Here is a 24,550-nt window from a genome sequence, read left to right as displayed (position 1 = left end):
CTGGGGCTCGGCGGACGGACCGGGACGTCCCGCGTCGAAGGGATTACTTCGGGGAGCTGGGCGAGTCGACCTTGATCTCGCCCTTGACGATCTTCTCCTGCAGCGCCTTCAGCTCGTCCGTCAGGCCCTTCGGGAGCTTGCTCTCGAAGTCGTGGAAGGACGACAGGCCCACGCCGTTGTTCTCCAGCGTGCCGACGTACGGGGTCGCGTCGAACGAGCCCTTGGCCGTCTCGGTCACCGTCGTGTACACGGCGTCGTCGATGCGCTTCATGATCGAGACGAGGATCTGGTCGGCGACCGACGGGTCGGCCACGGCGAGGTCGGAGTCGACGCCGAGCATGACCGTCTTCTTGCCGCTGTCCTTGATCGCCGCGCTCGCGGAGAGGTAGATCGGACCGCCGACGGGGAGGATCGGGTCGACGCCCTGGTCGAGAACCGAGTTCGCGGTCTGCTTGGCGACGTCGTTCGCCTGGAAGGCTCCGGTGAAGGATCCGTCCTGCTTGTCCTTGTCCCAGCCGACGACCGCGACGTTCGCGCCCTTGTCCTCGTTGTACTTCTTGACGCCGTCGACGTAGCCGTCCATGAAGATCGTCACCGGCGGGATCTTCATGCCGCCGAAGGTGCCGACCTTGTTCGCGCCGGACTGCGCCGACCATGCGGCCGCGGCGTAGCCGCCGAGGTACGCGGCCTGAGCCGTGTCGAAGAGCAGGGGCTTGATGTTGGTCGAGGCCGGCTTGCCGGTGTTGTCCGGGTCCGCCATCGAGTCGATGATGCCGAAGTTGAGCTTCGGGTTGGCGATCGCGGCCTTCGCGATCGCGGCGTCGAGCTTGAAGCCGACGCCGATGATCAGCGTGCACTTGCCGCTGATGAGCGACGAGATGTTGTTCTCGTAGTCGTTGTCGGACTTGGACTCGACCGTGATCGGCTTGACGCCGAGGTCCTTGCCCGCCTTCTCGATGCCGTTCTTGGCGGACTCGTTGAAGGACTTGTCGTTGAAGCCGCCGCTGTCGGAGACGAGGCAGGGCTTGAAGTTCGCGTCCGCGGGCTTCGCCCCGCCGCTCGTGCTCGCAGGGGCAGGAGCGGAACCGCAACCTGCCAGGGCGACGATGACACCGGCCGCGACGGTCGCGCCGATCAGCTTCTTGGTGAGGGAGATGGTCACTCGGGCCTCCAGAAAACGAGCCCGCGGCGATCGCGGGTCACTTGAAAGTTACCGACTATGACGAAGATCGGGCATCCTCGTCCGTGTCGCTGGAGTCAATGGTTACAAACATGAGATCACATGCGCTCGTCCGTGCTCATATGAGCAGTGCCATCGGGCGTTCCCCGCTTTCGTGCACCTCCGTGCGCATCTGCGGGCGACGACGGGGCGTCAGAGGACGTCGTCGCGGCCGTTGAGCTTGAGCGACTCCACGACGCCCTTCACCCGCTGCGCGTGCTCGGTCGTCGTCACGAGGAGCGCGTCCGGGGTGTCGACGACCACGATGTCCTGCACGCCGACCAGGCTGATCACCCGCGAGGTCTGGCTGACCAGGATCCCGCTCGCGGCGTCCGAGAGCACGCGCGCAGACGGGCCCAGCACGGCGAGGTCGTTCTTGCGGCCGTTCAGGATGAGCTTCGTCAGCGACGCGAAGTCGCCCACGTCGTCCCAGTCGAAATGGCCCGGCACCACGGCGAGGCGCCCGCTCTCGGCCGCCGGCTCCGCGACGGCGTAGTCGATCGCGATCTTCGGGAGCGCGGGCCAGACCCGGTCCACGACCGGACCGCGGCGCTCCCGGTCGTCCCAGGCCTCGGCCAGCTCGAGCAGACCCGCGTGCAGCTCGGGCTGGTGGCGCTCGAGCTCGGCCAGGAGCACGTCGGCCCGGCTGATGAACATGCCCGCGTTCCAGAGGTAGCTGCGGTCGTCGTAGTAGGTCTTCGCGGTGGCGAGATCCGGCTTCTCCACGAAGCGCTCGACCAGGGAGGCCTCGCGCACCCCGTCCACCTCGAGCTCCTCGCCCTGCTTGATGTACCCGAACCCGACGGCCGGCTCGGTCGGCGTGATCCCGATCGTGACGATGTATCCCTGCCGGGCCACCTCGACGGCGTCGCGCACGGCGAACTCGAACTTGCGGGTGCTGCGGATGACGTGGTCGGCGCTGAAGGAGCCGATGATCACGTCCGGATCGCGCCGGTGCAGGATCGCCGCGGCGAGCCCGATCGCGGCCGCCGACTCGCGCGGCTCCGACTCCAGGAACACGTTCCCGTCGTGTATCCCGGGAAGCTGCCCCTCGACCGCGGCGCGATGCGCCCGCCCCGTGACCACGGCGATCCGGTCCGGCCCGGTCAGCGGCTCGATCCGGTCCCAGGTGTCGCGCAGCAGGGACTGCCCGGATCCGGTGAGATCGTGCAGGAACTTGGGCGCATCGGCGCGGGACAGCGGCCACAGTCGGCTCCCGATGCCTCCGGCGGGGATGACGGCGTAGAAGTCGGGGATCGGCTCGCGCATGCGTTCAGGCTATCGGTGCCGTCCCCGGCGCATCTCGAGCGGCGCCGGGCGGACGCCGCGGGCCGGGCCGTGGCGGACGCGTCCCGCCGATCGCGAATCCGCATGGTCTCGATCGCCGATGCGCATCGTGCTAAGGGTGCCCTTCGTCGCTCCCAGCGAGCTGACAGGAATAGGATGAGGGAGATCGGACGCCTGCGCGCCTCGATCCGCCGCTTAGATCAGGGAGGACGACTGTGTCCGCGAGCACGCGCTTGACACCTTCGACTGCGGAAACCACGTCCAAGACACCGCGCGGCACCCTCTACCGGGGTCGCGAAGGCATGTGGTCGTGGGTTCTGCATCGCATCACCGGTATCGCCATCTTCTTCTTCCTCCTGGTGCACGTGCTCGACACGTCGCTCATCCGGGTCTCGCCGGAGGCGTACAACGCCGTCCTCGGCACGTACAAGAACCCGATCATGGGCCTCGGCGAGACGGTCCTCGTCGCGGCGATCGTGTTCCACGCGATGAACGGACTGCGGATCATCCTCGTCGACGTGTGGTCGAAGGGCGCGCGCTACCAGCGGCAGATGTTCTGGTGCGTGATCGGGGTGTGGGCCGTGCTCATGCTCGGCTTCGCGCCGCGCCACCTGATCAACGTGTTCTCGAACGTGGGAGGCGGGCACTGATGGCCACCGACGTCTTCACCACGCAGCACCTCGCCGAGCCGCGCCGCAACAAGGGCGTGAACCTGGAGAAGTGGGGCTGGATCTACATGCGCGTGTCGGGCGTCGTGCTCGTCGTGCTGATCTTCGGCCACCTCTTCGTGAACCTCATGCTGGGCGAGGGCATCCACGCCCTCGACTTCGCCTTCGTCTCCGGCAAGTACGCCACCCCGTTCTGGCAGTGGTGGGACGTGCTGATGCTGTGGCTGGCCCTCATCCACGGCGCGAACGGCATGCGCACGGTCGTCAACGACTACGTCGGCCACGCCGGCGTCCGCAAGACGCTGCTCGTCGTGCTGGGACTCGCCACCGCGCTGCTGATCCTCCTCGGCACCCTCGTGGTGTTCACCTTCGACCCCTGCAACGGCGTGTTCGAGAGCGGCGCCATGTGGGACACCTGCAAGGCGCTGGGCAAGTAGCCGGCGGATCCGGACGATCAGTGGCAGAGACGACCACCCTCCGGCACCGGCGGTGAGATCGGGCTCCATCGGCCCCGGGATCACACCTCCGGGACGAGCGGCGATCGGCCTCCGGCGACAGCGGCGAGATCATAGAGAGAGTTAGGGCAGATTCCAGTGACTACTGAGACCCAGGATTCCGTCGTCAAGAACGGCGTGCACCACCACCAGTTCGACATCGTGATCGTCGGCGCCGGCGGCGCCGGCATGCGCGCGGCCATCGAGGCGGGTCCGGGCGCGAAGACCGCCGTGATCTCCAAGCTCTACCCGACGCGCTCCCACACCGGCGCGGCGCAGGGCGGCATGGCCGCGGCGCTCGCGAACGTCGAGGAGGACAGCTGGGAGTGGCACACCTTCGACACCGTCAAGGGCGGTGACTACCTCGTCGACCAGGACGCCGCGGAGATCCTGGCCAAGGAGGCCATCGACGCGGTCATCGACCTCGAGAACATGGGCCTGCCGTTCAACCGCACGCCCGAGGGCAAGATCGACCAGCGCCGTTTCGGCGGCCACACGGCCGAGCACGGCAAGACCCCGGTCCGCCGCGCCTGCTACGCCGCCGACCGCACCGGGCACATGATCCTGCAGACGCTGTTCCAGAACTGCGTGAAGCTCGGCATCAACTTCTTCAACGAGTTCTACGTGCTCGACCTCATCACCGTGAAGAACGACGAGGGCAAGACCGGGATCGCCGGCGTGGTGGCCTACGAGCTGGCCACCGGCGAGCTGCACGTGTTCCACGCCAAGGCCGTGATCTTCGCGACCGGCGGCTTCGGCAAGGTCTTCAAGACCACCTCGAACGCGCACACCCTCACGGGCGACGGCGTCGGCATCGTGTGGCGCAAGGGCCTGCCCCTGGAGGACCTCGAGTTCTTCCAGTTCCACCCGACCGGCCTCGCCGGCCTCGGCATCCTCCTCACCGAGGGCGCCCGCGGCGAGGGAGCGATCCTGCGCAACGCCTCGGGCGAGCGGTTCATGGAGCGCTACGCCCCCACCATCAAGGACCTCGCGCCCCGCGACATCGTCGCGCGATGCATGGTGCAGGAGGTCGCGGAGGGCCGCGGCGCCGGCCCGCACAAGGACTACGTGCTGCTGGACTGCACGCACCTCGGCGCCGAGGTGCTGGAGACCAAGCTGCCGGACATCACCGAGTTCGCGCGCACCTACCTGGGCGTCGACCCGGTCGTCGAGCCGGTCCCCGTGATGCCGACCGCGCACTACGCGATGGGCGGCATCCCCACCAACAACAGCGGCGAGGTGCTCGCCGACAACGACACGATCGTTCCCGGCCTGTACGCGGCGGGCGAGTGCGCGTGCGTCTCGGTGCACGGCGCCAACCGCCTCGGCACCAACTCGCTGCTGGACATCAACGTGTTCGGCAAGCGCTCGGGCCGCAACGCGGTCGAGTACGTCAAGACCGCCGAGTTCCTGCCCCTCCCCGAGGCGCCGGAGACCGCGGTCAAGGAGATGCTCGAGGGCCTGCGCAACAACACCGGCACCGAGCGCATCGCCGTCCTCCGCAAGAAGCTGCAGGAGGAGATGGACAAGGGCGCGCAGGTGTTCCGCACGCACGACTCCCTCCAGCACGTGCTCGGCGTCATCGAGGAGCTGCGCGAGCGCTACAAGAACGTGCACGTCGACGACAAGGGCAGCCGGTTCAACACCGACCTGCTCGAGGCCGTCGAGCTGGGCTTCCTGCTCGACATCGCCGAGGTCGTCGTCTACGCCGCGCAGAACCGCGAGGAGAGCCGCGGCGGCCACATGCGCGACGACTTCCCGAAGCGCGACGACGAGAAGTACATGAAGCACACGATGGCGTACCTCGTGGGCGACCCGCACTCGTCCGACGCCAGCGACCACATCAAGCTGGACTGGAAGCCCGTCGTGTTCACCAAGAACGAGCAGGGCGAGTTGAACTACCCGCCGATGGAGAGGAAGTACTGATGTCCGCTCAGGTCGTGGAGGAAGTCGTCGCCGAGTCCGTCGTCGAGGACACCGGCGTGCAGTCGTTCCTGGTCACGTTCAACATCCGCCGCTTCGACCCCGAGGTCGACAGCGAGCCGCACTGGGTCGACTACGACGTGGAGCTCTACTCCACGGACCGCGTGCTCGACGCCCTGCACAAGATCAAGTGGGAGGTCGACGGATCCCTCACCTTCCGGCGCTCCTGCGCGCACGGGATCTGCGGATCCGACGCGATGCGCATCAACGGTCGCAACCGCCTCGCCTGCAAGACGCTGATCAAGGACCTGGACATCTCCAAGCCGATCTACGTCGAGGCGATCAAGGGCCTGCCGCTGGAGAAGGACCTCGTCGTCGACATGGATCCGTTCTTCGCGGCCTACCGCGAGGTCAAGCCGTTCCTGCTCGCCAAGAGCGAGCCGGAGAAGGGCAAGGAGCGCGTGCAGTCGATCGCCGACCGCGCGGTCTTCGACGACACCACCAAGTGCATCCTGTGCGCCGCGTGCACCTCGTCCTGCCCCGTGTTCTGGACCGACGGCCAGTACTTCGGCCCCGCCGCGATCGTGAACGCGCACCGCTTCATCTTCGACTCGCGCGACGACGGCGCCGACGTGCGCCTGGACATCCTCAACGACAAGGAGGGCGTGTGGCGCTGCCGCACGACCTTCAATTGCACCGAGGCGTGCCCCCGCGGCATCGAGGTCACGAAGGCGATCGCCGAGGTCAAGCAGGCGATCCTGCGCGGTCGCCCCTGATCCGCTCCCCGTCGACGACGGCCGCCCCGCATCCGCGAGGCGGCCGTCGTCGTCCCGGCGCGGGGATCCGCTCGCGGCGCGGGATGCACGCGCCGGATCCCGTCCGTCCGGGACGGACATCGCCCGCCGAACGCAGTCGCTAGGGTGAGAGCGTGGTGGATTCCGGGCCCGACCTGCGTGCGCGCCTCGAGGCGCCGATCGGGCGCGCCGCCGCGATCACCCGGCGCACGATGCGCGCCTTCCCCATCCGCGTGTGGCGGCATTTCCTGCAGAACAACGGCTTCCTGCTGGCCGCCAGTCTGAGCTATCAGTCGCTGTTCACCGTGTTCGCCGTCCTCTACACGGCCTTCGCGATCGTGGGGCTCTGGCTGGGCGCCAGCGACGCGGCCATCGCGCACATGATCGACCTGATCAACGGCGCGATCCCCCACCTCATCAGCGAGCACGGTCTCGCCACTCCCGAGGCCGTGGCCGACATCGCCACCAAGAACGCCAGCGTGCTGCTCGCGACAGGTGCGGTGGCCCTGCTCGTCGCACTGTGGACAGCGATCGGATTCGTCACCTTCGCCCGCCGGGCGGTGCGCGACATCTTCGGACTGCCGTTCGACCGGCGCAACTACGTGCTGCTCAAGGCGAGGGACCTGGTCGCGGCGCTGCTGTTCGGTCTGGCGCAGATCCTCGCCGCCGCGCTCGGCGCGATCGGCACCGGCGCGCTGCGACGCATCCTGCGGCTGGTCGGCGCCCAGGACGGGTCGATGTGGGTCAACGTGCTCAGTCAGGCCGGGTCGCTGCTCTTCTCCTTTGGCGTGAACGCCGCGGCGCTCGCCATGCTGGTGCGCTTCCTCACCGGCACGAGACTGCCCTGGCGCACGATCTGGCCCGGGGCGCTCCTGGGCGGCGCGGCTCTCGCGATCCTCCAGGTCGGCGCCGGGCTGCTCTTCCTCTACTCCCCCACGAACCCGCTGCTGGCCACGTTCTCCGTCATCATCGGCTTCCTGCTGTGGTTCCGCCTCGTCGCGATCGTGATCCTCGTCGCCGCCGCCTGGATCGCGGTGACCGCATCGGACCGGGATCAGGCGCTGGTGCCGGAGGACGAGTTCGCGCGTCGTCTCGGGGAGCTGGCGGAGGCTCAGGCCGACGCGGCGATCCGCGTGCGCGAGGCGACCGCGGTGCTGGGCGCCACGCCCTGGTACCGCCGGCGGCGCGCCGCCCGCGCGCTGCAGGACGCCGAGGACGACCTGGCGATCGCCGCCCGCCGTCGCGCCGAGGTCGAGGCCGAACGCGCCGCGAGCGCGGAGACCCCGATCGCGCGGCGGCTGCGCGCATTGGCCGCGCCGGGCCCGGAAACCGATGTCGGAGACGCTCGTTAGGCTGGATCCATGCCTCACCTGCGTATCGCCACGGTCAACGTCAACGGGATCCGCGCCGCGGTCCGCAACGGGATGCACGGCTGGCTCGACGATGCCGGAGTCGACGTCCTCACCCTTCAAGAGGTGCGCGCGCAGGACGCGCACCTCGAGGAGGCGTTCCCCGGCTGGTCGATCCTGCACGATGAGGCGACCGCGAAGGGGCGCGCGGGCGTCGCCGTGCTGAGCCGTGAGCCCGCGGTCGCGTCCCGCACCGCACTCGGCCCCGATGACTTCGACTCGAAGGGCCGCTGGCTCGAGGCCGACTTCTCCCTCGGCGGGACTCCGCTCACGGTCGTCAGCGCCTACGTGCACAGCGGCGAGGCCGATACGCCCAAGCAGGACGAGAAGTGGAAGTTCCTCGATGCGATGACCCTCCGGATGCGCGAGCTCGGCGCCGACGGCGCGATGGCGCTGGTCACCGGCGATCTCAACGTCGGCCATCGCCCGCTCGACATCCTGAACTGGAAGGGCAACGTCAAGAAGTCCGGCTTCCTGGCGCGGGAGCGCGCCTACTTCGATCGGTTCCTCGGCGCCGCGGGCGAACCCGTCGTCGGCCAGGAGGGCATTGGCCGGGGCATGGTCGGCCAGCTCAGCGACACGCGCCCCTATGCGGCGGAGGGCGACGGCACGGGCCTCGGGTGGGTCGACGTCGGACGCGCGGCGGCCGGGGAGGTCGCCGGCCCCTACACCTGGTGGACCATGCGCGGCCAGGCGTTCGACAACGACTCGGGCTGGCGGATCGACTACCACCTCGCCACGGCCCCGCTCGCCGAGCGGGCCACGAACTACCGCGTCGCCCGCGCCGCGACCTATGCCGAGCGCTGGAGCGACCACACCCCGGTGATCGTCGACTACACGTTCTGATCGGCTCCCGCCGGCCGCTCGAGTCGGGGGCGGTGCTCCGCCCCCGTAGGATTGACGCGTGACGAAACCCCGCCTCTACTCCGGAATGCAGCCCTCCGCCGACTCCCTCCAGGCCGGCAACTACATCGGAGCGCTGCTGCAGTGGCGGGACCTGCAGAACTCCTACGACGCGTTCTTCTCCGTGGTCGACCTGCACGCCATCACCGTTCCCCAGGATCCGGCCGAGCTGCGCGAGAAGACCCGTCGCACCGCGGCGCAGTACATCGCCGCGGGCATCGAGCCCTCCCAGTCGACGCTGTACGTGCAGTCGCACGTGCGCGCGCACGCCGAGCTCGCCTGGATCCTCAGCACGATCACGGGCTTCGGCGAGGCCGGCCGGATGACCCAGTTCAAGGACAAGTCCTCGCGCTTCGGCGCGGACGCGACGTCGGTCGGGCTGTTCACCTACCCGGTACTGATGGCGGCCGACATCCTGCTCTACCAGACCGACGTCGTGCCGGTCGGCGACGACCAGAAGCAGCACGTCGAGCTGACCCGCGATCTCGCGGAGCGATTCAACTCGCGCTTCGGCGAGACGTTCGTCGTGCCGATCCCGGTGATCCAGAAGGACACCGCGCGGATCTACGACCTGCAGAACCCGACCTCCAAGATGTCTAAGTCGGCCGAAACGGATGCGGGCGTGCTGTGGCTGCTGGACGACCCGGCGAAGTCGGCGAAGAAGATCATGCGCGCCGTGACCGACAATGAGGGATCCGTCCGGTACGACCGCGAGAACAAGCCCGGCGTCTCGAACCTGCTGACGATCTACGCCGCGCTCACGGGCCGCCAGATCCCGGCGATCGAGGACGAGTACGCGGGCCGCGGCTACGGCGACTTCAAGAAGGGGCTCGCCGAAGTCGTGGTGGACGAGTTCGGCCCGGTTCGCGAGCGCGCGAACGAGCTGCTCGCCGATCCCGCCGAGCTGGATCGGATCCTGGCGGCCAACGCCGCCCGTGCCGACGAGGTCGCCGACAAGACCCTCGCCGACGTGTACGACCGGGTCGGCCTGCTCCGCCGGGTCTGACACGCGGCGCCGCCGGTCTGAGTCGACGACGCGGGCCCGACGCGGCGCGGGTCGCGACTGCGGCGCGGGTCTGGGTCGACGACGCGGGCCCGACCCGGCGCGGGTCCGACGCGGCGGGGAACGATGCGGGTCGCGACCGCGGCGCGGGTCTGGGTCGACGACGCGGGCCCGACCCGGCGCGGGTCCGACGCGGCGCGAGTCGCGACGGCGGCGCGAGTCGCGACGGCGGCGCGAGTCGCGACGGCGGCGCGAGTCGCGACCCGAGAGCCATGGCGGGCCGACGTCGTGGTGCCCGATCCCGCGGGTTGCACCCCGCGCACCGACACAACGCAGGAGAATCCGCTCCCCTCGGGCGTCCCCGGCCCTTTCGGTGCCGTTTCTCCTGCGTTCTGTCTCTCCGCCTCAGCGGCGAAGGGCCAGAAGAGCCCGGACGGCATCTGTGAGCACACGCGGTGTGGTGAGGATCATGTTGGCGGTGGGACGAATGCTGACATACCCGCGCGCAGCGAGTGCGAGGTCGCGAAATCGGTCCTGCTCCTGCTGGGTCCACCCGGAGTGATGCGCGCGGCTGTCGCATTCGATCACGATCCAGCCATCGACGACCAGGTCCACCCGCCCGACTCCCGCGATCGTCTTCTGCACCTCGACGGACCGGCCGAACTGCCGCACCAGCAGGCGCGCCAGTGTCTCCGGGCCGGATTCCGCACGCCCGTCCACGAGGCGTCGAAGACGTCGGAAGCGGCGAGGGACGCGTGCGAAGATCTCGTCGAGGTCGTCCTGGTCGATGATCCCGAGGTGCAAGGCGCTGTCGATGGATGCGACGACGTGCCGCGGCTCCTGGCAGCCGAAGGACTGCACGATCGCGCTGACGGGATCGACCGTGTGCGCGTCGCCGCGCACGTCGCGCCAATGAACGACAGCGCTCGCACCGTCGCTGCCCAGCCTCTTCGCACGTGACACGGGCGAGCGGAGCCGGGCATGCCGCGGGTCCACCTGGACGTGCAGGCGGAATCTCTCGTGCACGTACACGCCCATCAGCTCGAGGGCGGAGACGCAATCGAGCCGCCCGCCGACCCGCTGTGCGCGGAACACCGATTCCGGCACGTCAGCCGAGAGGTACACGTCGCGACGCGCATGCCTCAGCCAGCCCTCGCGCACCGCGTCCCGGATCTGGACGCGCGTCATCCCCGCTCCCCTGAGCTCCTGGAAGGAGACGGAGCGATCCAGCGGAATCCCAAACGCGTCGACGACAGCCATACGGCGATCGTTCCCGCGGGCGCACCGCCTCGGAGGCGCCTCCGCGTGATCGGTGCACAGATGCTCCGTTGCATGTCCTGTGCAGGAAGTCGTGGTCAGGTTTCCCGCGCGAACACAACGCAGGAGAACAGGCCGCTGCCCGGGCTCATCGGGGATCTGGACCCTTCTTCTCCTGCGTTGTGTATGGGGGCGGGGCGGCAGAGCCACCCGTGGAGAGCCGGCGCGGTGGGCAGCCCCCCGGCGTCGCCCTGGGCTGAGACCGTCGCCCTGGGCTGAGACCGTCGCCTAGGCTGAGACCGTCGCCCTGGGCTGAGACCGTCGCCCTGGGCTGAGACCGTCGCCCTAGGCTGAGACGATGGAACCGGTCGAGCTGCGCACGCCCCGCCTGATCCTGCGCGCCCCGACGTCCGCCGACGTCGACGCGATCACCGAGGCGTGCCAGGATCCGGAGATCCCCCGCTGGACGACCGTTCCGAGTCCCTACGCCCGCACGGACGCCGCGGACTTCGTCCGGCTCATCGGCGAGTGGTGGGCGGACGGATCCCAGACCGTGTGGGCGATCTACGCGGACGAGCTCCTCGTCGGCGCGATCGGGCTGCACCACATCACCGATCACCCGACGGGCGGCGACGCCGAACTCGGTTACTGGGTCGCCGCGCCGGCCCGGGGGAACGGCTACATCACGGAGGCCGCCCGCGCCGTGATCGAGTGGGGCTTCGCCGAGCTCGGGCTCGCGCGTCTCACCTGGCGGGCCGTGGTGGGCAACGTCCCGTCGGCGCGGAGCGCCCGCGGGCTCGGCTTCCGGTTCGAGGGCACGCAGCGCCGATTCCTCACCAGCCCGCGTGGGCGGGACGACGGATGGATCGCGGGGCTCCTGCGCACGGACGACCGCGCCCCGGTCGCCTGGCCGATCGACCTCGGCTGATTCCCCTCCTCGACGCCGATCGCGGCCCGCGCGCGCCTCGGCGGCGGCGCGAGTCCGGCGGCCCGAGCCCGGCGGCCCGAGTCCGGCGGCCCTGTCCCGATGTCGGGCACGGGTGGCAGGATGAACCCATGCCGGAGATGCCTGAGGTGCAGGGGCTGGTCGACTTCCTCGGCGAGCGCGCGGTCGGCCTGACGATCACGCGCGCGTCGGTATCGGCCATCTCGGCGCTCAAGACCTATGACCCGCCGGTCACCGCGCTGCCCGGATCCACGATCCGCGGCGCGACGAGGCGCGGGAAGTTCCTGGATCTGACGCTGCGGAGCGAAGCCGAGCCGCGCCTGCACCTCGTGTTCCACCTCGCGAAGGCCGGATGGCTGCGCTGGTACGACGCGCTTCCCACGACGCTGATCCGGCCGGGCAAGTCGCCGATCGCCCTGCGGATCGCGTTCGACGACGGCAGCGGATTCGACCTCACCGAGGCCGGCACCAAGAAGTCGCTGGCGGTGTACGTCGTCCGCGATCCCGACGACGTGCCGGGAATCGCGCGGCTCGGACCCGATCCCCTCGACCCCGCGTTCACCCGGGGGGCGTTCGCGGCGCTGCTCACGGGCCGGCGCACGCAGATCAAGGGGCTGCTGCGCGACCAGGCCGTCATCGGCGGGATCGGCAACGCCTACTCGGACGAGATCCTGCACGCGGCCCGGATGTCGCCCTACGCACCCGCCGGCGGACTCGACGAGGACGACGTGACCCGGCTGTACGACGCGATGCAGACCACCTTGCGCGAAGCGGTGGCGGCCGCGAGCGGCAAGCCCCCCGCCGACCTGAAGGACGCGAAGCGGCGCGGCATGCAGGTGCACGCCCGCCGCGGCGAGCCCTGCCCGGTCTGCGGCGACACCGTGCGCAGCGTGTTCTTCGCCGACCGCTCCCTGGAGTACTGCCCGACGTGTCAGACCGGCGGCAAGGTGCTGGCCGACCGCCGGCTGTCCCGGCTGCTCAAGTGACCTCGGCCCGACATGAGCAGTCACAGACGCATCCATCGGAATGAAACCGGCATCCGCGCGTTGACTAAGCTGAGAGCAACACAACGTGCTCCGGGGTCGGTGAGAATCCGAACCGGCGGTGACAGTCCGCGAACCGAGGATCCGATACGGATCCGAGGCCGATCCGGTGGAATTCCGGGACCGACGGTGATGCGAGCGAAGGCTTGCGAGTCCGGATGAGAGGCAGCACGCACGATCGTCGTGCGCCCGCCCCCGGCATCTGGACCAGGACGAAGAAGGCGACATGACGGCGACAGCGGCGGAGCGGGCGGCGATGACCCATGCGCTCGAGATCGCCCGCCGCGGGCCCCGGGGGCTGAACCCCCAGGTCGGCGCCGTCATCCTCTCCCCCGCAGGCGACGTGCTCGCCGAGGGCTGGCACCGCGGCGCGGGAACCCCGCACGCCGAGGTCGACGCGCTCTCGAAGCTCACCCCGGACCAGTTGCGCGGCGCGACCGCCGTGGTCACGCTCGAGCCGTGCAACCACACCGGGCGCACCGGCCCCTGCGCGCAGGCGCTCATCGACGCCGGCGTGGCGCGCGTGCTCTACGCACTGGACGACCCTGGGGCGGTCTCCGGCGGAGGCGCGGAGCGGATGCGCGCCGCGGGGATCGACGTCGTGGCCGGCGAGCAGGCCGCGTCCGCGCACGCCCTGATCGACGACTGGCTGACGGTGCAGCGGCTGGGCCGACCGCACATCACCGTGAAGTGGGCGCAGAGCCTGGACGGCCGCGCCGCCGCCGCAGACGGATCGAGTCAGTGGATCACCGGTCCCGAGGCGCGGGCCGACGTGCACCGCCGTCGTGCCGCTGCGGACGCGATCGTGGTCGGCACGGGGACGGTGCTCGCGGACGACCCCGCTCTCACCGCGCGCGACGGCGCCGCACTGCATCCCCACCAGCCGGTTCCCGTGGTGATCGGCGCACGGGAGACCCCGTCGGACGCCGCCGTGCGACGGCATCCGCAGGCGCCGCTCTTCTACCCCGGCCACGACCTCGACGGCGTCCTCGCGGACCTCCGGGATCGCGGGATCCAGCGCGTGTTCATCGAGGGCGGCCCCACGCTCGCCAGCGCTTTCCTCGCGGCCGGCCTCGCCGACGAGGTCCTGGCGTATGTGGCCCCTGTGCTGCTCGGCGGTCCGAAGCTCGCACTCGGCGACATCGGCGTGACCACGATCGATGAGGCCCGGCGCCTGATCGTCGACCGGTGGCTGCCGCTCGGGGCGGATCTGCTGGCGGTCGCCCGTCCGGCCGGTGCCGCGGAGGACACGGCCGGGTCGACCCTCCCCGCAGACGAGTACATCTCCCGGAACGAAGGAGCTGCCTGATGTTCACCGGAATCATCGAGGAGATCGGCGAGATCACCGCGATCGCGCCCGCGGGCGACGGTTGGCGGCTGACCGTGCGTGCGCCGAAGGCCGCGTCCGACGCGGTGCACGGCGAGTCGATCGCCGTGAGCGGCGTGTGCCTGACCGTGGTCGGATCCACCGCCGACACGTTCGACACCGACGTCATGAAGCAGACGCTCGACGTCGCCGCGATCGGCGGCGCGACCGTGGGCACGCGCGTGAACATCGAGAAGGCGATGCCGGTCGGCGCGCGCCTGGGCGGCCACATCGTGCAGGGCCACGTCGACGGTGTCGGCGAGGTGCTCGAGGTACGCCCGGGAGCGCAGTGGAGCGTCCTGCGGATCTCCCTGCCGCACGACCTCGCCCCCCTGGTCGTCGACAAGGGATCCATCTCGGTCGACGGCACGTCGCTCACCGTGAGCAGCGTGAGCGCGCCTCCCGCGCCCGGCGCGCAGACGGGTGCGAAAGCGGCGGACTGGTTCGAGGTCTCCCTGATCCCGGAGACGCTCGCCGCGACCACGCTCGGATCCCGCGTCGCCGGCGACCGCGTGAACCTCGAGACCGACATCCTCGCCCGGCACGTCGAGCGTCTGCTCGCCTTCCGTGCCGCCGGCATCACCGAAGACACGGCCGCAGGCCCCGGCACCGACCGCGCCGCCACCACGGAAGGAGGCTCCCGATGAGCCTTTCCACCATCGAAGAGGCGCTGGAGTCGCTCCGCGCCGGCCGCCCCGTGCTGGTCGCGGACGACGAGAACCGCGAGAACGAGGGGGACGTCATCCTCTCCGCCGAGCTCGCGACTCCCGAATGGATCGCCTGGACCGTGCGCTGGACCTCCGGATACCTGTGCGCGCCGATGCCCGCGGACATCGCCGACGCGCTGAACCTCCCGCCCATGGTCGAGGCCAACGAGGACGCCCGCGGCACGGCGTACACGATCAGCGTCGACGCCGCCTCCGGCGTCACCACGGGCATCAGCGCGGCCGACCGCGCCCGCACGCTGAACGTGCTGGCCGATGCCTCCTCCACCCCGTCCGACCTCATCCGCCCGGGCCATGTGCTGCCGCTGCGTGCGGTCGACGGCGGTGTGCGTCAGCGCGGCGGGCACACCGAGGCGGCCGTCGAGCTCCTGCGTCTCGCGGGCCTGCGCCCGGTCGGCGCGATCGCCGAGGTCGTCGCCGAGGACGGCAGCATGATGCGCCTGCCCGGACTGCTGGAGCTCGGCGAGCGCGACGGGATCCCGGTGATCACGATCGAGCAGCTCGTCGCGCATCTCAACGAGGTCGATCCGCGCGACGAGGCCGACTGCGTCGCGAGCAACACCCGCCGCAGGGTGAGCCTGCGCGCCGACGCGACCGTGCCGACCACGCACGGCGTGTTCCGCTTCCTCGCGTACAAGGACCGCATCACCGGCACCGACCACATCGCGGTCGTCTCGGGCGAGCCCACGGAGACGGCCCTCGTGCGGGTGCACTCCGAGTGCCTGACCGGCGAGGCGTTCGGATCCCTCAAGTGCGAGTGCGGTCCTCAGCTCGAAGCGGCCCTCGACGCCATCGAGCAGGACGGCGGCATCGTCATCTACATGCGGGGCCACGAGGGACGCGGGATCGGTCTCATCAACAAGCTGCGCGCCTACGCCCTGCAGGAGGAGGGTCTCGACACGGTCGATGCGAACCTCGCGCTGGGCCTGCCCGCGGATGCCCGCGACTACGCGGCGGCGGCCGGGATCCTGACCGATCTGGGCGTCAGGAAGGTGCGCCTGCTCACGAACAACACCGACAAGGTGGCGCAACTGCGCGACCTCGGCCTGGATGTGATCGAGCAGGTTCCGCTGATCGTCGGCGTCGGCCCCAACAACCACCAGTACCTCGAGACCAAGCGCGACCGCATGGGTCACATCATCGGCGAGTCCGAACTCGCCGCCGCCCTGGCCGCGAACGGTACGGACAACGGAGAGGACCGCGCATGAGCGGCGCAGGAGCACCCGAGACCGGCGGATTCGACGCGAGCGGCCTGAACGTCGTGATCGTCGCCGGCACCTGGCACGAGACGATCACGAACGGTCTCATCGCGGGCGCGCAGCGCGTGCTCGAGGAGACCGGGGCGAACCACCGCCTGGTGCGTGTGCCCGGCTCGTTCGAACTCGCGGTCGCCGCGCAGGCGGCGTTCGCCGGCGGCGCCGATGCCGTGGTCGCACTCGGAGTGATCATCCGGGGCGGGACTCCGCACTTCGAGTACGTCTCGGCCGCCACGACCGACGGTCTCACGCGGGTCGCCCTCGACGCCGGCAAGCCCGTCGGCTTCGGCGTGCTCACCCTGGACGACGAGCAGCAGGGACTCGATCGCGCGGGCCTTCCGGGCTCCAAGGAGGACAAGGGCGCCGAGGCGGCCGACGCCGCGCTGCGCACGGCCCAGGTCATCCGCTCCCTGCGCGGCTGACCGCCGCGACTCTTGAGTCGTCCCCCTGAGCACGGTCTATCGGTCGTGCTCAGGGGGACGACTCGCAGTTGGAGACGGTGGGAGAGGTGCACCTTCCTGGCGCCGGAACCCGCCCGGGCCTAGCCTGAGGTCATGGAAACCCTGCGCCACATCGTGCTGTTCGTCCATCTCCTCGGCTTCGCCACGCTGTTCGGCGCCTGGGCCGTGCAGGCCTTCGGCGGCAAGAAGCAGATGACCAGCCTGATGAACACCGGCCTCGCGATCGCCGGTGTCGCCGGGCTCGCCCTCGCCGCGCCCTGGGGCCTCCCCGAAGGCGTGAGCATGAACTACGCCAAGATCGGCACCAAGCTCGTGATCCTGCTGATCATCGGCGCCCTGATCGGCATCGGCTCGGCCCGCCAGAAGCGCGGCCAGGCCGTCCCGCCGGCGATGTTCTGGCTCGTCGGCATCCTGACCGCCGCGAACGCGGGCATCGCCGCCATCTGGTGACGCCGCACTGACCTCCGCAGAGACAGCGAGAACGCGGGATCCGATCCGTCGGATCCCGCGTTCTCGCGTTTCCGGATCCCGGCGGCGGCGTCACACTCCGCCGTGCGCGCGTGTCCGCCTGTGGATCCGCTGAACGCCGGGCGTAGACTCCCCCGTGCTCGTCGTGCGGTTGGGGGCCTGACGGGCACTGACCGACGCACCGACCGGAGGACCGCATGAGCACCGAGACGACCGCACCCGCGAATCCCCGATCGAGGGTGATCCTCGCCAGCCTCATCGGCACCACGATCGAGTTCTACGACTTCTACGTGTACGCGACCGCGGCGGTCCTGGTCTTCCCGATCCTGTTCTTCCCGACCGGGAACGACACGACGGCGCTGCTCGCGTCGTTCGGCGTCTTCGGCGCCGCGATGATCGCCCGCCCGATCGGCGCCATGGTGTTCGGGCACTTCGGCGACCGGTACGGGCGCAAGGCCACGCTCGTCGCCTCGCTGCTGACCATGGGCATCGCGACGTTCCTGATCGGGGTGCTGCCGACCTTCCAGCAGATCAACTGGTGGGCGGCGCTGCTGCTGCTCATCCTGCGGCTCGCGCAGGGGTTCGCCCTCGGCGGTGAGTGGTCGGGCGCGGCCCTGGTCGCGACCGAGAACGCTCCCGAGGGCAAGCGCGCCTGGTACGGCTCGTTCCCGCAGCTGGGCGCACCGCTCGGGTTCATCATCGCCAACGGCCTGTTCCTCATCATCAACGCGCTCCTGCCGCACGCCACGGATCCGACGCAGAAGTCCGAGGCCTTCCTGAGCTGGGGCTGGCGGGTGCCGTTCCTGTTCTCCGCGGTCATGGTCGTGATCGGCCTGTGGGTGCGGCTCCGCCTCGTCGAGTCGCAGACGTTCAAGAAGGCCGAGGACACCGGCGCGATCCGCAAGCTCCCGCTGGCGACGGTGTTCCGCCACCACGGGAAGCACCTCGTGCTGGGCACGTTCGTGATGCTCGCCACCTACGTGCTGTTCTACCTGATGACGAACTTCACGCTCTCGTTCGGCACCAAGCCGTCGTCGGTGGAGGTCGCCTCGGCCGCCGCGCAGAAGGCAGCCGAAGCCAAGGGCGCCCCGTTCGATGCGGCCGCGTTCGCCGCGCAGTTCTATCCGGGCCAGGGCTTCGGCTACACCGATTTCGTGGTGATGCAGATCGTCGGCGTGGTCTTCTTCGGCATCTTCACCCTGCTGTCCGGCCCCTGGGCGGACCGGATCGGCCGCCGGAAGCTCCTGATCTGGACCACGGTCGCGATCATCCTGTTCGGCTTCACGTTCCCGCTGTTCCTCGGCCGGCATGCCGGCGAGCCCTTCGCGGTGGTCCTCACGCAGTCGTTCCTCATCCTGGGCTTCCTGCTCATGGGCACGACCTTCGGCCCGATGGGCGCCCTGCTGCCCGAGCTGTTCCCCACCAACGTCCGCTACACGGGGTCCGCCGTCGCCTACAACGTGTCCTCGATCCTGGGCGCGGCCGTCGCGCCGCTGATCGCGGTGTGGCTCTGGCAGCTGGCCGACGGCTCCCCCGTGCTCGTCGGGATCTACCTCTCGGCGATGGCGGTGCTGACGCTGATCGCGCTCATCCTCATCCCGGAGACCAAGGACCACGCGTACGAGGACGACCTCGGCGCCCCCGCTCTGCTCTGAGCCCGGGGCATCGGCAGCGCTGCATCATTTCAATTGATGCAGCGCCGCTTTACTGTGTATTGGCGCGATCGAACCCGGGCGGGGTTGACTGGCTCCATCACCCGAAGAGCACCGTCGCAGCCCTGCACGGCGCCGCGCAGATCCGCACGAGACGGACAGAGGAGTCCTGATGAGCGTTGAGATCGCCACATCCGCCATACGCACCGAGAACTTCCGCAAGACGCTGGGCCGACTCGACATCATCTTCCTGTCGATCGCAGCCATCATCTCGATCGACACGGTCGCCCAGATCGCCGCGGGAGGCGGGGCGCAGGCGTTCACCTGGACGCTGGTGATCGGTGTGACGTTCCTGCTCCCCTATGCCTTCGTCGTCTCCGAGCTCGGCAGCGCCTTCCATGAGGAGGGCGGCCCGTTCGTCTGGGTCCGCCTGGCCTTCGGCAAGCTCGCCGCCTCGATCGCCACGATGTTCTACTGGATCACCAACCCGCTCTGGATGGGCGGCTCGCTCGTGTTCATCTCGGCGGCCACCTGGGACGCCTACATCTCTCCTCTGCCCTCGGGCAGCATCGGCGACTACGCCTTCAAGATCGGGTTCATCTGGCTCGCGATCCTCGTCGCGATCATCGGACTGCGCTACGGCAAGATCATCGTCGCCGTCGGTGGCATCGCGAAGGTGGCGCTCCTGGCGATCTTCGTCGTCACGGTGGTGATCTACGCCCTCCAGAACGGCGTGCACGGCTACGCGGCCGGCGAGTTCTCTCCCACCCTCGGCGGCTTCCTCGCCGTGACTCCCGTGATCCTGTTCGCGGTCGTCGGCTTCGAGGCCCCCAACGGCGCCGCCGAGGAGATGCGCGACCCGCAGAAGGACGTGCCCAAGGCGGTGGCCTCCTCGGGCCTGATCTCGATCCTGTGCTACCTGGTGCCGATCTTCGCCATCCTCGCCGTGCTCCCCGCCGACAAGGTGCAGGGCGCCACCGGCCTGCTGGACGCCTTCAAGGAGGTGTTCCGGGTCTACGGCCCCGCGGCGGGCCCGCTCATGTGGCTCGCGGCGATCGTCTTCGTCTTCGTCGTGCTCACGCAGGCGAGCGCCTGGATGATCGCGTCCGACCGGGTGCAGGCCGCGGCGGGCGCCGACGGGGCCTTCTTCCGCTACTTCGGCCGGTTCTCGCCGCGCCTGGGCACCCCGGTGCGGATGAACATGCTCTCCGGCATCGTCGCCACCGTCTTCTGCATCGCCGCGACCGTGCTGCTCAGCGGCAGCGCCGCCGCCGCGTTCACGGTCGTGCTGACGGTGGCGATCTCCACCCTGCTGCTGTCGTACCTGGTGATCTTCCCCACGGTCATCGCGCTGCGCCGGAAGCACCCCGACGTCCCGCGCCCGTTCCGCGTGCCGGGCGGCACCGCGGGGCTGTGGATCTGCACGGTCGTCATCTACGCCTGGGTCGTGCTGGGATCCTGGGTCGCCGTCTTCCCCGGCACGCTGGAGGCCCTCTTCGGCGTCGATTACGACTTCCACGACGTGTGGGGGGTCGATCGCCTCACCTTCGAGGGCTTCACGATCAGCACCCTCGTCGTGATCGCCCTGCTCGCCCTCGTCGGCTACCTGTACGAACGGCGCCGCCCGGGATACTCTCCCGACGATCCCGCCGCCGAGTCGGCCGCGGAGGTCGACGCGCTCGCGGCCCACGAGAACCGCCCCGCCACCCGCATCCCGTGACCCCGGTCCGCCAGAAGGAGACACCGTGACCATTCCCGAGACCGCGACGAGCGTCGCCACCCACCCGCTGGATCCGCTGAGTGCCACCGAGATCACCGCCGCGCGCGACCACCTCGTCGCCGAGGGCCGCCTCGGCGAGAGCGTGCGTGTCGCGTACCTCTCGCTCCGCGAGCCGGCGAAGTCCGTGCTCCGCTCCGGCGGGCCGGTGCCGCGCGAGGCCAGGGCCATCCTGCTCGACACCGCGACCGGCGCGACCACCGACGTGCTGATCGACCTCCGCGCCGGCACCACGATCTCGGCGGTCGACGTCGACCCCGCCCTGAGCGGTCAGGCCCCCGTGCTGTTCGAGGAGTTCGACGCGATCGAGGGGATCCTCAAGGCCGACGAGGGCTGGCGGTCCGCGCTCGCCTCCCGCGGACTCACCCCGGATGATGTGCGAGTGGCTCCGCTGAGCGCGGGCATCTTCGACTACGACGGCGAGGAGGGCAGGCGCCTGCTGCGCGGCCTCGCCTTCGTGCAGCGGGACGAGCACGACTACGCCTGGGGCCACCCGGTGGATCAGCTGGTCGCCTTCGTCGACATGATCGAGCGGAAAGTCGTGCGGATCATCGACGACGGTCCGGCGGCGATCCCGATGGCGAACGACAACTTCGAGGATCCGGAGATCACCGGTCCCCTCCGCACCGATCTGAAGCCCCTGCACATCACCCAGCCGGAGGGCCCGAGCTTCACCCTCGACGGCAACGTGCTGCGCTGGCAGAAGTGGGACCTGCACGTCGGCTTCGATGCGCGGGAGGGGCTCGTGCTCGGCCAGATCGGGTTCGACGACCACGGCACCCGTCGCTCCATCGTCGAGCGCGCCTCGATCGCGGAGATGGTCGTGCCCTACGGGGATCCCGCTCCGTACCGCTCCTGGCAGAACTACTTCGACACCGGCGAGTACCTCGTCGGCCGCGACGCGAACTCGCTCGAGCTCGGCTGCGACTGCCTCGGTGAGATCACCTACCTCTCCCCCGTGGTCGCGGACGACTTCGGCAATCCCCGGGAGATCCCGCAGGGCATCTGCATCCACGAGGAGGACTTCGGACTGCTCTGGAAGCACACCGACGAGTGGGCGCAGCACCGCTCGTCGCGCCGCCAGCGCCGGCTCGTGGTGAGCTTCTTCACCACCGTCGGCAACTACGACTACGGCTTCTACTGGTACTTCTCCCTGGACGGCACGATCCAGTTCGAGGCCAAGGCGACGGGCATCGTGTTCACCGCGCGCTACCCCGGCGAGGGCTACCCCTACGCCTCGCAGATCGCTCCGGGGCTTGCGGCGCCCTATCACCAGCACCTCTTCTGCGCGCGGCTCGACATGGCCGTCGACGGCGAGCGCAACGCCGTTCACGAGCTCGATCTGAAGCGGGTGCCGCAGGGCGAGGGCAACCCGCACGGCAACGCGTTCACCCGGTCCCGTCGGGTGCTGGGCACCGAGTCGGAGGCCCGGCGCCGCGCCGACGGCTCCCTCGGCCGGGTATGGGAGGTCGTCAACACCGAGAAGCGCAACGTCGTGGGCGAGCCCGTCGCCTACACGCTGTTCCCCGAGGGCCAGCCCACGCTCGCCGCCGCCGACGGCTCGTCGATCAGCAGGCGGGCGGCCTTCGCGACCGAGCACCTGTGGGTCACCCGCTACGCGGAGGGCGAGCGCTACCCCGCCGGGGACTTCGTGAACCAGAGCGTCGGATCCCCGGGCCTGCCGGAGTTCCAGAAGGCGGACCGCGGGATCGACGGCGAGGACATCGTGCTCTGGCACAGCTTCGGCCTGACGCACTTCCCGCGCACCGAGGACTGGCCGATCATGCCCGTGGACTACACCGGCTTCACGCTCAAGCCGACCGGGTTCTTCGACAAGAACCCCGCACTCGACGTGCCGCCGTCGCCGAGCGGTCACGCCTGCGCGCACTGCCCCGACGGCGAGTGCCGCTGCTGACCTCCTGGGGTCGTTGAGCGCGCGCCGGCGCAGCCGGACCGAGACGAAACGCGGTGCTCTCGTGAGGGCACCGCGTTTCGTCTCGGTCGCCTTCGGCGTCCTCGCTCAACGACCCCGGTGGGGCCCCGGCACGCCCTCGTTCGCCGACCCCGGCGGGGCCCCGGCACGCCCTCGCTCGCCGACCCGAGGGAACCCCACACGCCCCTCGCTCAACGACCCCGGCGGGGCCCCCGGCACGCCCTCGCTCCCCGACCCCGGGGGAACCCCACACGCCCCTCGCTCAACGACCGCCGGCGGTGGCATCAGCGCGTGCGACCGGACCGTCAGGCCACGATCTCCGTGCGTGCTCGTCCGCCGAGGCGCGGTGTTCGATTCGGGTCGGTCGACGGTGGCGGCAGGAACCAGACCTTCGCGCGTACGCCGACCCCTTCGATGCGAATACCCCAGCCGTTGTCGTGGATCAGATGATGACACGTCTCGCACAACAACACCCCGTTGTTCAGATCCGTGCGCCCGCGGTCGCGTTTCCACCACTCGATGTGATGCGCCTTCGTCATCCCCGGCGGCAGGCCGCAGAACGCGCATCCGCCGTCCCGTTCGGCCAGGGCAAGACGCTGGGCGCGGCTGAACAGGCGCCGGTCCCGACCCCAGTTCAGGACCTCCCCGTCCTCCCCGCACACCCACCGGATGGTCCCGCCTCCGCCGGCCATGCGCCGGACGGTGTCGATGCTGACAGGCTGCTCGATCCCGTCGACGAGTCCGGATCCGGTCCCGGCCTCCAGATCCGCGGCGTTCACTCTGACGATCACCGTCGCCCCGTTCAACGTCTTGTTCTTCAGACACGACAAGGCATGCTCCGCGAGGTGCACGAGCGCGTCCGCCTGGATCGCGGTCACCGGGCGCCGATCCGCATCGAGAGCCTGCGGATCACGGCCGTCTCGTTTCGCGGCGAACTCCGCCGACACGAATCCCTGGATCGCCGTCTTCACCGCCGCGCCCCGGGCCGGGTCCAGAGTCGCGGTCAGGTGCAGCATCCCGTCCCGCTCGAACATCGACAGCGAGGCCCTCGCCCGCAGCTCGTCCTCCCGCGGGGCCAGCCCGTCCGGATCCAGATGCGCCTCCAGGCGAGTGATCATCCGCCGTACCTCGTCGTGCGAGAGGCCCGGAGCCCTCGCGGTGAGGAATTCCTCGGCCTCACCACCGCACGCAGCGCCCACGGTCCGTCGGACCCGCTCCAGGAAAGTCACGATGGTGCTCGCAACGGCCGCGCCGATCCGGCCCGCCGACAGCGCCTCCCGTACGGCCGGGAACTTCGCGGGCAACGACTCCCCGATCAGGTTCGTGCGTGGCGCCGTCGCCTCTCCCACCCGCACCAGCCGGGCGGCGTCGCCGGTGGTCGCGCCCGTGGTCGTCGCGATCAACTGCGCTGTGGTCCGGAACCCCTGCTGCTTCGCCAACGACTCCGGCCCCAGCTCCGGGCGTGACTCGTGGGCGATGCCCGCCGCGACCTCCGCATGCACCGCGTCCAGACACCGTCTCGCCGACCCGATCGCCTCATTCACGACGACCAGCTGCGCCCGCGACAACCCTGCACCAGAGGACGCATCACCCCACGCCGCAGCCAGAAGCCGGGTGGCCTCCAGGAGCGGATCAAGGGTGCTGGTCATGCCTCGATCCTACCAGGTATCGAAGAGATCTTCGAAAGTTATCCACAGCCGGATTCACGCGCTGAACAGGCATTCTCCGGAACACGGGCGACGCTTGGCGGAGATCTGCGGGAAGCCGCGTTTCGTCTCGGTCGCCTTCGGCGTCCTCGCTCAACGACCCCGGAAGGATCCCCCACACGCCCCTCACCCAACGACCCCGGAAGGAACCCCCACACGCCCCTCACCCAACGACCCCGGAAGGAACCCCCACACGCCCCTCACCCAACGACCCCGGAAGGAACCCCCACACGCCCCTCACCCAACGACCCCGGAAGGAA

21 protein-coding genes and 1 riboswitch are annotated in these 24,550 nt (G+C 69.9%); of the genes, 17 read left to right on the top strand and 4 right to left on the bottom strand.

What is annotated here, in order from left to right; all coding sequences use genetic code 11:
- Positions 1-43: 43 nt before the first annotated feature.
- Both WFJ17_RS04650 and WFJ17_RS04645 read right to left on the bottom strand, forming a co-directional pair.
- The gene (locus WFJ17_RS04650; RefSeq protein ID WP_251438467.1) at positions 44-1,162 is read right to left on the bottom strand and encodes a BMP family lipoprotein; all 1,119 of its coding nucleotides are present in this window, start codon (positions 1,160-1,162) and stop codon (positions 44-46) included.
- Between the two features lie 210 nt (positions 1,163-1,372).
- Positions 1,373-2,488 (bottom strand): mannose-1-phosphate guanylyltransferase, encoded by a 1,116-nt coding sequence (locus WFJ17_RS04645; protein WP_251438468.1) that lies wholly within the window; start codon positions 2,486-2,488, stop codon positions 1,373-1,375.
- Positions 2,489-2,721: 233 nt separating this feature from the next.
- Between WFJ17_RS04645 and sdhC the strand changes: the two genes are divergently transcribed.
- The 7 genes from sdhC (at position 2,722) to trpS (ending at position 9,703) form a co-directional block, all read left to right on the top strand.
- Positions 2,722-3,156 (top strand): succinate dehydrogenase, cytochrome b556 subunit, encoded by a 435-nt coding sequence (gene sdhC / locus WFJ17_RS04640; RefSeq protein WP_251438469.1) that lies wholly within the window; start codon positions 2,722-2,724, stop codon positions 3,154-3,156.
- Entirely contained in the window at positions 3,156-3,611 is a 456-nt protein-coding gene (locus tag WFJ17_RS04635) for a succinate dehydrogenase hydrophobic membrane anchor subunit (protein WP_251438470.1), read from the top strand. The genes sdhC and WFJ17_RS04635 overlap by 1 nt, the downstream gene beginning before the upstream one ends.
- Positions 3,612-3,767: 156 nt before the next feature.
- Positions 3,768-5,594, top strand: a complete 1,827-nt coding sequence (sdhA, locus tag WFJ17_RS04630; protein WP_251438471.1) for a succinate dehydrogenase flavoprotein subunit — start codon at positions 3,768-3,770, stop codon at positions 5,592-5,594.
- Positions 5,594-6,367 (top strand): succinate dehydrogenase iron-sulfur subunit, encoded by a 774-nt coding sequence (locus tag WFJ17_RS04625; protein ID WP_251438472.1) that lies wholly within the window; start codon positions 5,594-5,596, stop codon positions 6,365-6,367. The genes sdhA and WFJ17_RS04625 overlap by 1 nt, the downstream gene beginning before the upstream one ends.
- A 152-nt stretch (positions 6,368-6,519) precedes the next feature.
- The gene (locus WFJ17_RS04620; RefSeq protein WP_336647799.1) at positions 6,520-7,737 is read left to right on the top strand and encodes a YihY/virulence factor BrkB family protein; all 1,218 of its coding nucleotides are present in this window, start codon (positions 6,520-6,522) and stop codon (positions 7,735-7,737) included.
- 9 nt (positions 7,738-7,746) lie between these two features.
- The gene (locus WFJ17_RS04615; RefSeq protein ID WP_336629543.1) at positions 7,747-8,640 is read left to right on the top strand and encodes an exodeoxyribonuclease III; all 894 of its coding nucleotides are present in this window, start codon (positions 7,747-7,749) and stop codon (positions 8,638-8,640) included.
- A gap of 58 nt (positions 8,641-8,698) precedes the next feature.
- Positions 8,699-9,703 carry a tryptophan--tRNA ligase gene (gene trpS / locus WFJ17_RS04610; protein ID WP_292881609.1) on the top strand — a complete coding sequence of 335 codons (1,005 nt, stop codon included), beginning with the start codon at positions 8,699-8,701 and terminating at the stop codon, positions 9,701-9,703.
- 402 nt (positions 9,704-10,105) lie between these two features.
- Here the strand turns inward: trpS and WFJ17_RS04605 are convergent, their stop codons facing one another.
- Positions 10,106-10,888, bottom strand: coding sequence for a hypothetical protein (locus WFJ17_RS04605; protein ID WP_251438475.1), 783 nt, complete (start codon positions 10,886-10,888; stop codon positions 10,106-10,108).
- Between the two features lie 427 nt (positions 10,889-11,315).
- On the opposite strand from WFJ17_RS04605, the gene WFJ17_RS04600 reads away from it, so the two are divergent.
- From WFJ17_RS04600 to WFJ17_RS04555, 10 genes are all read left to right on the top strand, one after another.
- Positions 11,316-11,885, top strand: coding sequence for a GNAT family N-acetyltransferase (locus tag WFJ17_RS04600; RefSeq protein WP_336647798.1), 570 nt, complete (start codon positions 11,316-11,318; stop codon positions 11,883-11,885).
- A 128-nt stretch (positions 11,886-12,013) separates the two neighbouring features.
- On the top strand, positions 12,014-12,889 hold the full coding sequence (locus WFJ17_RS04595) for an Fpg/Nei family DNA glycosylase (RefSeq protein WP_251438477.1): 876 nt from the start codon (positions 12,014-12,016) through the stop codon (positions 12,887-12,889).
- Between the two features lie 82 nt (positions 12,890-12,971).
- A riboswitch (FMN riboswitch) is annotated at positions 12,972-13,121 on the top strand.
- A gap of 51 nt (positions 13,122-13,172) precedes the next feature.
- A complete protein-coding gene (gene ribD / locus WFJ17_RS04590) occupies positions 13,173-14,255 on the top strand; it encodes a bifunctional diaminohydroxyphosphoribosylaminopyrimidine deaminase/5-amino-6-(5-phosphoribosylamino)uracil reductase RibD (protein ID WP_251438478.1) in 1,083 nt (360 codons plus the stop codon).
- The gene (locus tag WFJ17_RS04585) at positions 14,255-14,959 is read left to right on the top strand and encodes a riboflavin synthase (protein WP_336647797.1); all 705 of its coding nucleotides are present in this window, start codon (positions 14,255-14,257) and stop codon (positions 14,957-14,959) included. The genes ribD and WFJ17_RS04585 overlap by 1 nt, the downstream gene beginning before the upstream one ends.
- The gene (gene ribA, locus WFJ17_RS04580) at positions 14,956-16,245 is read left to right on the top strand and encodes a GTP cyclohydrolase II (RefSeq protein WP_336647796.1); all 1,290 of its coding nucleotides are present in this window, start codon (positions 14,956-14,958) and stop codon (positions 16,243-16,245) included. Before WFJ17_RS04585 ends, ribA begins: the two co-directional genes overlap by 4 nt.
- The gene (ribH, locus tag WFJ17_RS04575) at positions 16,242-16,715 is read left to right on the top strand and encodes a 6,7-dimethyl-8-ribityllumazine synthase (RefSeq protein ID WP_251438481.1); all 474 of its coding nucleotides are present in this window, start codon (positions 16,242-16,244) and stop codon (positions 16,713-16,715) included. Before ribA ends, ribH begins: the two co-directional genes overlap by 4 nt.
- A gap of 132 nt (positions 16,716-16,847) precedes the next feature.
- Positions 16,848-17,204 carry a Fe-S protein gene (locus WFJ17_RS04570; protein WP_251438482.1) on the top strand — a complete coding sequence of 119 codons (357 nt, stop codon included), beginning with the start codon at positions 16,848-16,850 and terminating at the stop codon, positions 17,202-17,204.
- 215 nt (positions 17,205-17,419) lie between these two features.
- Entirely contained in the window at positions 17,420-18,877 is a 1,458-nt protein-coding gene (locus tag WFJ17_RS04565; protein WP_251438483.1) for an MFS transporter, read from the top strand.
- Positions 18,878-19,046: 169 nt separating this feature from the next.
- Complete coding sequence (locus tag WFJ17_RS04560) at positions 19,047-20,594, top strand: APC family permease (protein WP_336647795.1); 1,548 nt, start codon at positions 19,047-19,049, stop codon at positions 20,592-20,594.
- A 25-nt stretch (positions 20,595-20,619) separates the two neighbouring features.
- Positions 20,620-22,566 (top strand): primary-amine oxidase, encoded by a 1,947-nt coding sequence (locus tag WFJ17_RS04555; protein WP_336647794.1) that lies wholly within the window; start codon positions 20,620-20,622, stop codon positions 22,564-22,566.
- A 323-nt stretch (positions 22,567-22,889) separates the two neighbouring features.
- Here WFJ17_RS04555 and WFJ17_RS04550 read toward each other — a convergent pair whose 3' ends face one another.
- Positions 22,890-24,233: an HNH endonuclease gene (locus tag WFJ17_RS04550; protein ID WP_336647793.1), complete on the bottom strand. Its 1,344-nt coding sequence runs from the start codon at positions 24,231-24,233 to the stop codon at positions 22,890-22,892.
- Positions 24,234-24,550: the final 317 nt, after the last annotated feature.

Source organism: Microbacterium sp. MMO-10, from assembly GCF_037148715.1.
Taxonomy (GTDB): Bacteria; Actinomycetota; Actinomycetes; order Actinomycetales; family Microbacteriaceae; genus Microbacterium.
The sequence above is the reverse complement of the archived record's forward strand: the minus strand, read 5'-3'. Positions and strand labels throughout refer to the sequence as shown.

Excerpts from the sequence above, each read along its gene's own strand:
- WFJ17_RS04645 (WP_251438468.1), bottom strand. The coding sequence starts at position 2,488 with ATGCGCGAGCCGATCCCCGACTTCTACGCCGTCATCCCCGCCGGAGGC.
- WFJ17_RS04635 (WP_251438470.1), top strand. The coding sequence starts at position 3,156 with ATGGCCACCGACGTCTTCACCACGCAGCACCTCGCCGAGCCGCGCCGC.
- WFJ17_RS04625 (WP_251438472.1), top strand. The coding sequence starts at position 5,594 with ATGTCCGCTCAGGTCGTGGAGGAAGTCGTCGCCGAGTCCGTCGTCGAG.
- WFJ17_RS04615 (WP_336629543.1), top strand. The coding sequence starts at position 7,747 with ATGCCTCACCTGCGTATCGCCACGGTCAACGTCAACGGGATCCGCGCC.
- WFJ17_RS04605 (WP_251438475.1), bottom strand. The coding sequence starts at position 10,888 with ATGACGCGCGTCCAGATCCGGGACGCGGTGCGCGAGGGCTGGCTGAGG.
- WFJ17_RS04600 (WP_336647798.1), top strand. The coding sequence starts at position 11,316 with ATGGAACCGGTCGAGCTGCGCACGCCCCGCCTGATCCTGCGCGCCCCG.
- WFJ17_RS04595 (WP_251438477.1), top strand. The coding sequence starts at position 12,014 with ATGCCGGAGATGCCTGAGGTGCAGGGGCTGGTCGACTTCCTCGGCGAG.
- ribD (WP_251438478.1), top strand. The coding sequence starts at position 13,173 with ATGACGGCGACAGCGGCGGAGCGGGCGGCGATGACCCATGCGCTCGAG.
- WFJ17_RS04585 (WP_336647797.1), top strand. The coding sequence starts at position 14,255 with ATGTTCACCGGAATCATCGAGGAGATCGGCGAGATCACCGCGATCGCG.
- ribA (WP_336647796.1), top strand. The coding sequence starts at position 14,956 with ATGAGCCTTTCCACCATCGAAGAGGCGCTGGAGTCGCTCCGCGCCGGC.
- ribH (WP_251438481.1), top strand. The coding sequence starts at position 16,242 with ATGAGCGGCGCAGGAGCACCCGAGACCGGCGGATTCGACGCGAGCGGC.
- WFJ17_RS04570 (WP_251438482.1), top strand. The coding sequence starts at position 16,848 with ATGGAAACCCTGCGCCACATCGTGCTGTTCGTCCATCTCCTCGGCTTC.
- WFJ17_RS04565 (WP_251438483.1), top strand. The coding sequence starts at position 17,420 with ATGAGCACCGAGACGACCGCACCCGCGAATCCCCGATCGAGGGTGATC.
- WFJ17_RS04560 (WP_336647795.1), top strand. The coding sequence starts at position 19,047 with ATGAGCGTTGAGATCGCCACATCCGCCATACGCACCGAGAACTTCCGC.
- WFJ17_RS04550 (WP_336647793.1), bottom strand. The coding sequence starts at position 24,233 with ATGACCAGCACCCTTGATCCGCTCCTGGAGGCCACCCGGCTTCTGGCT.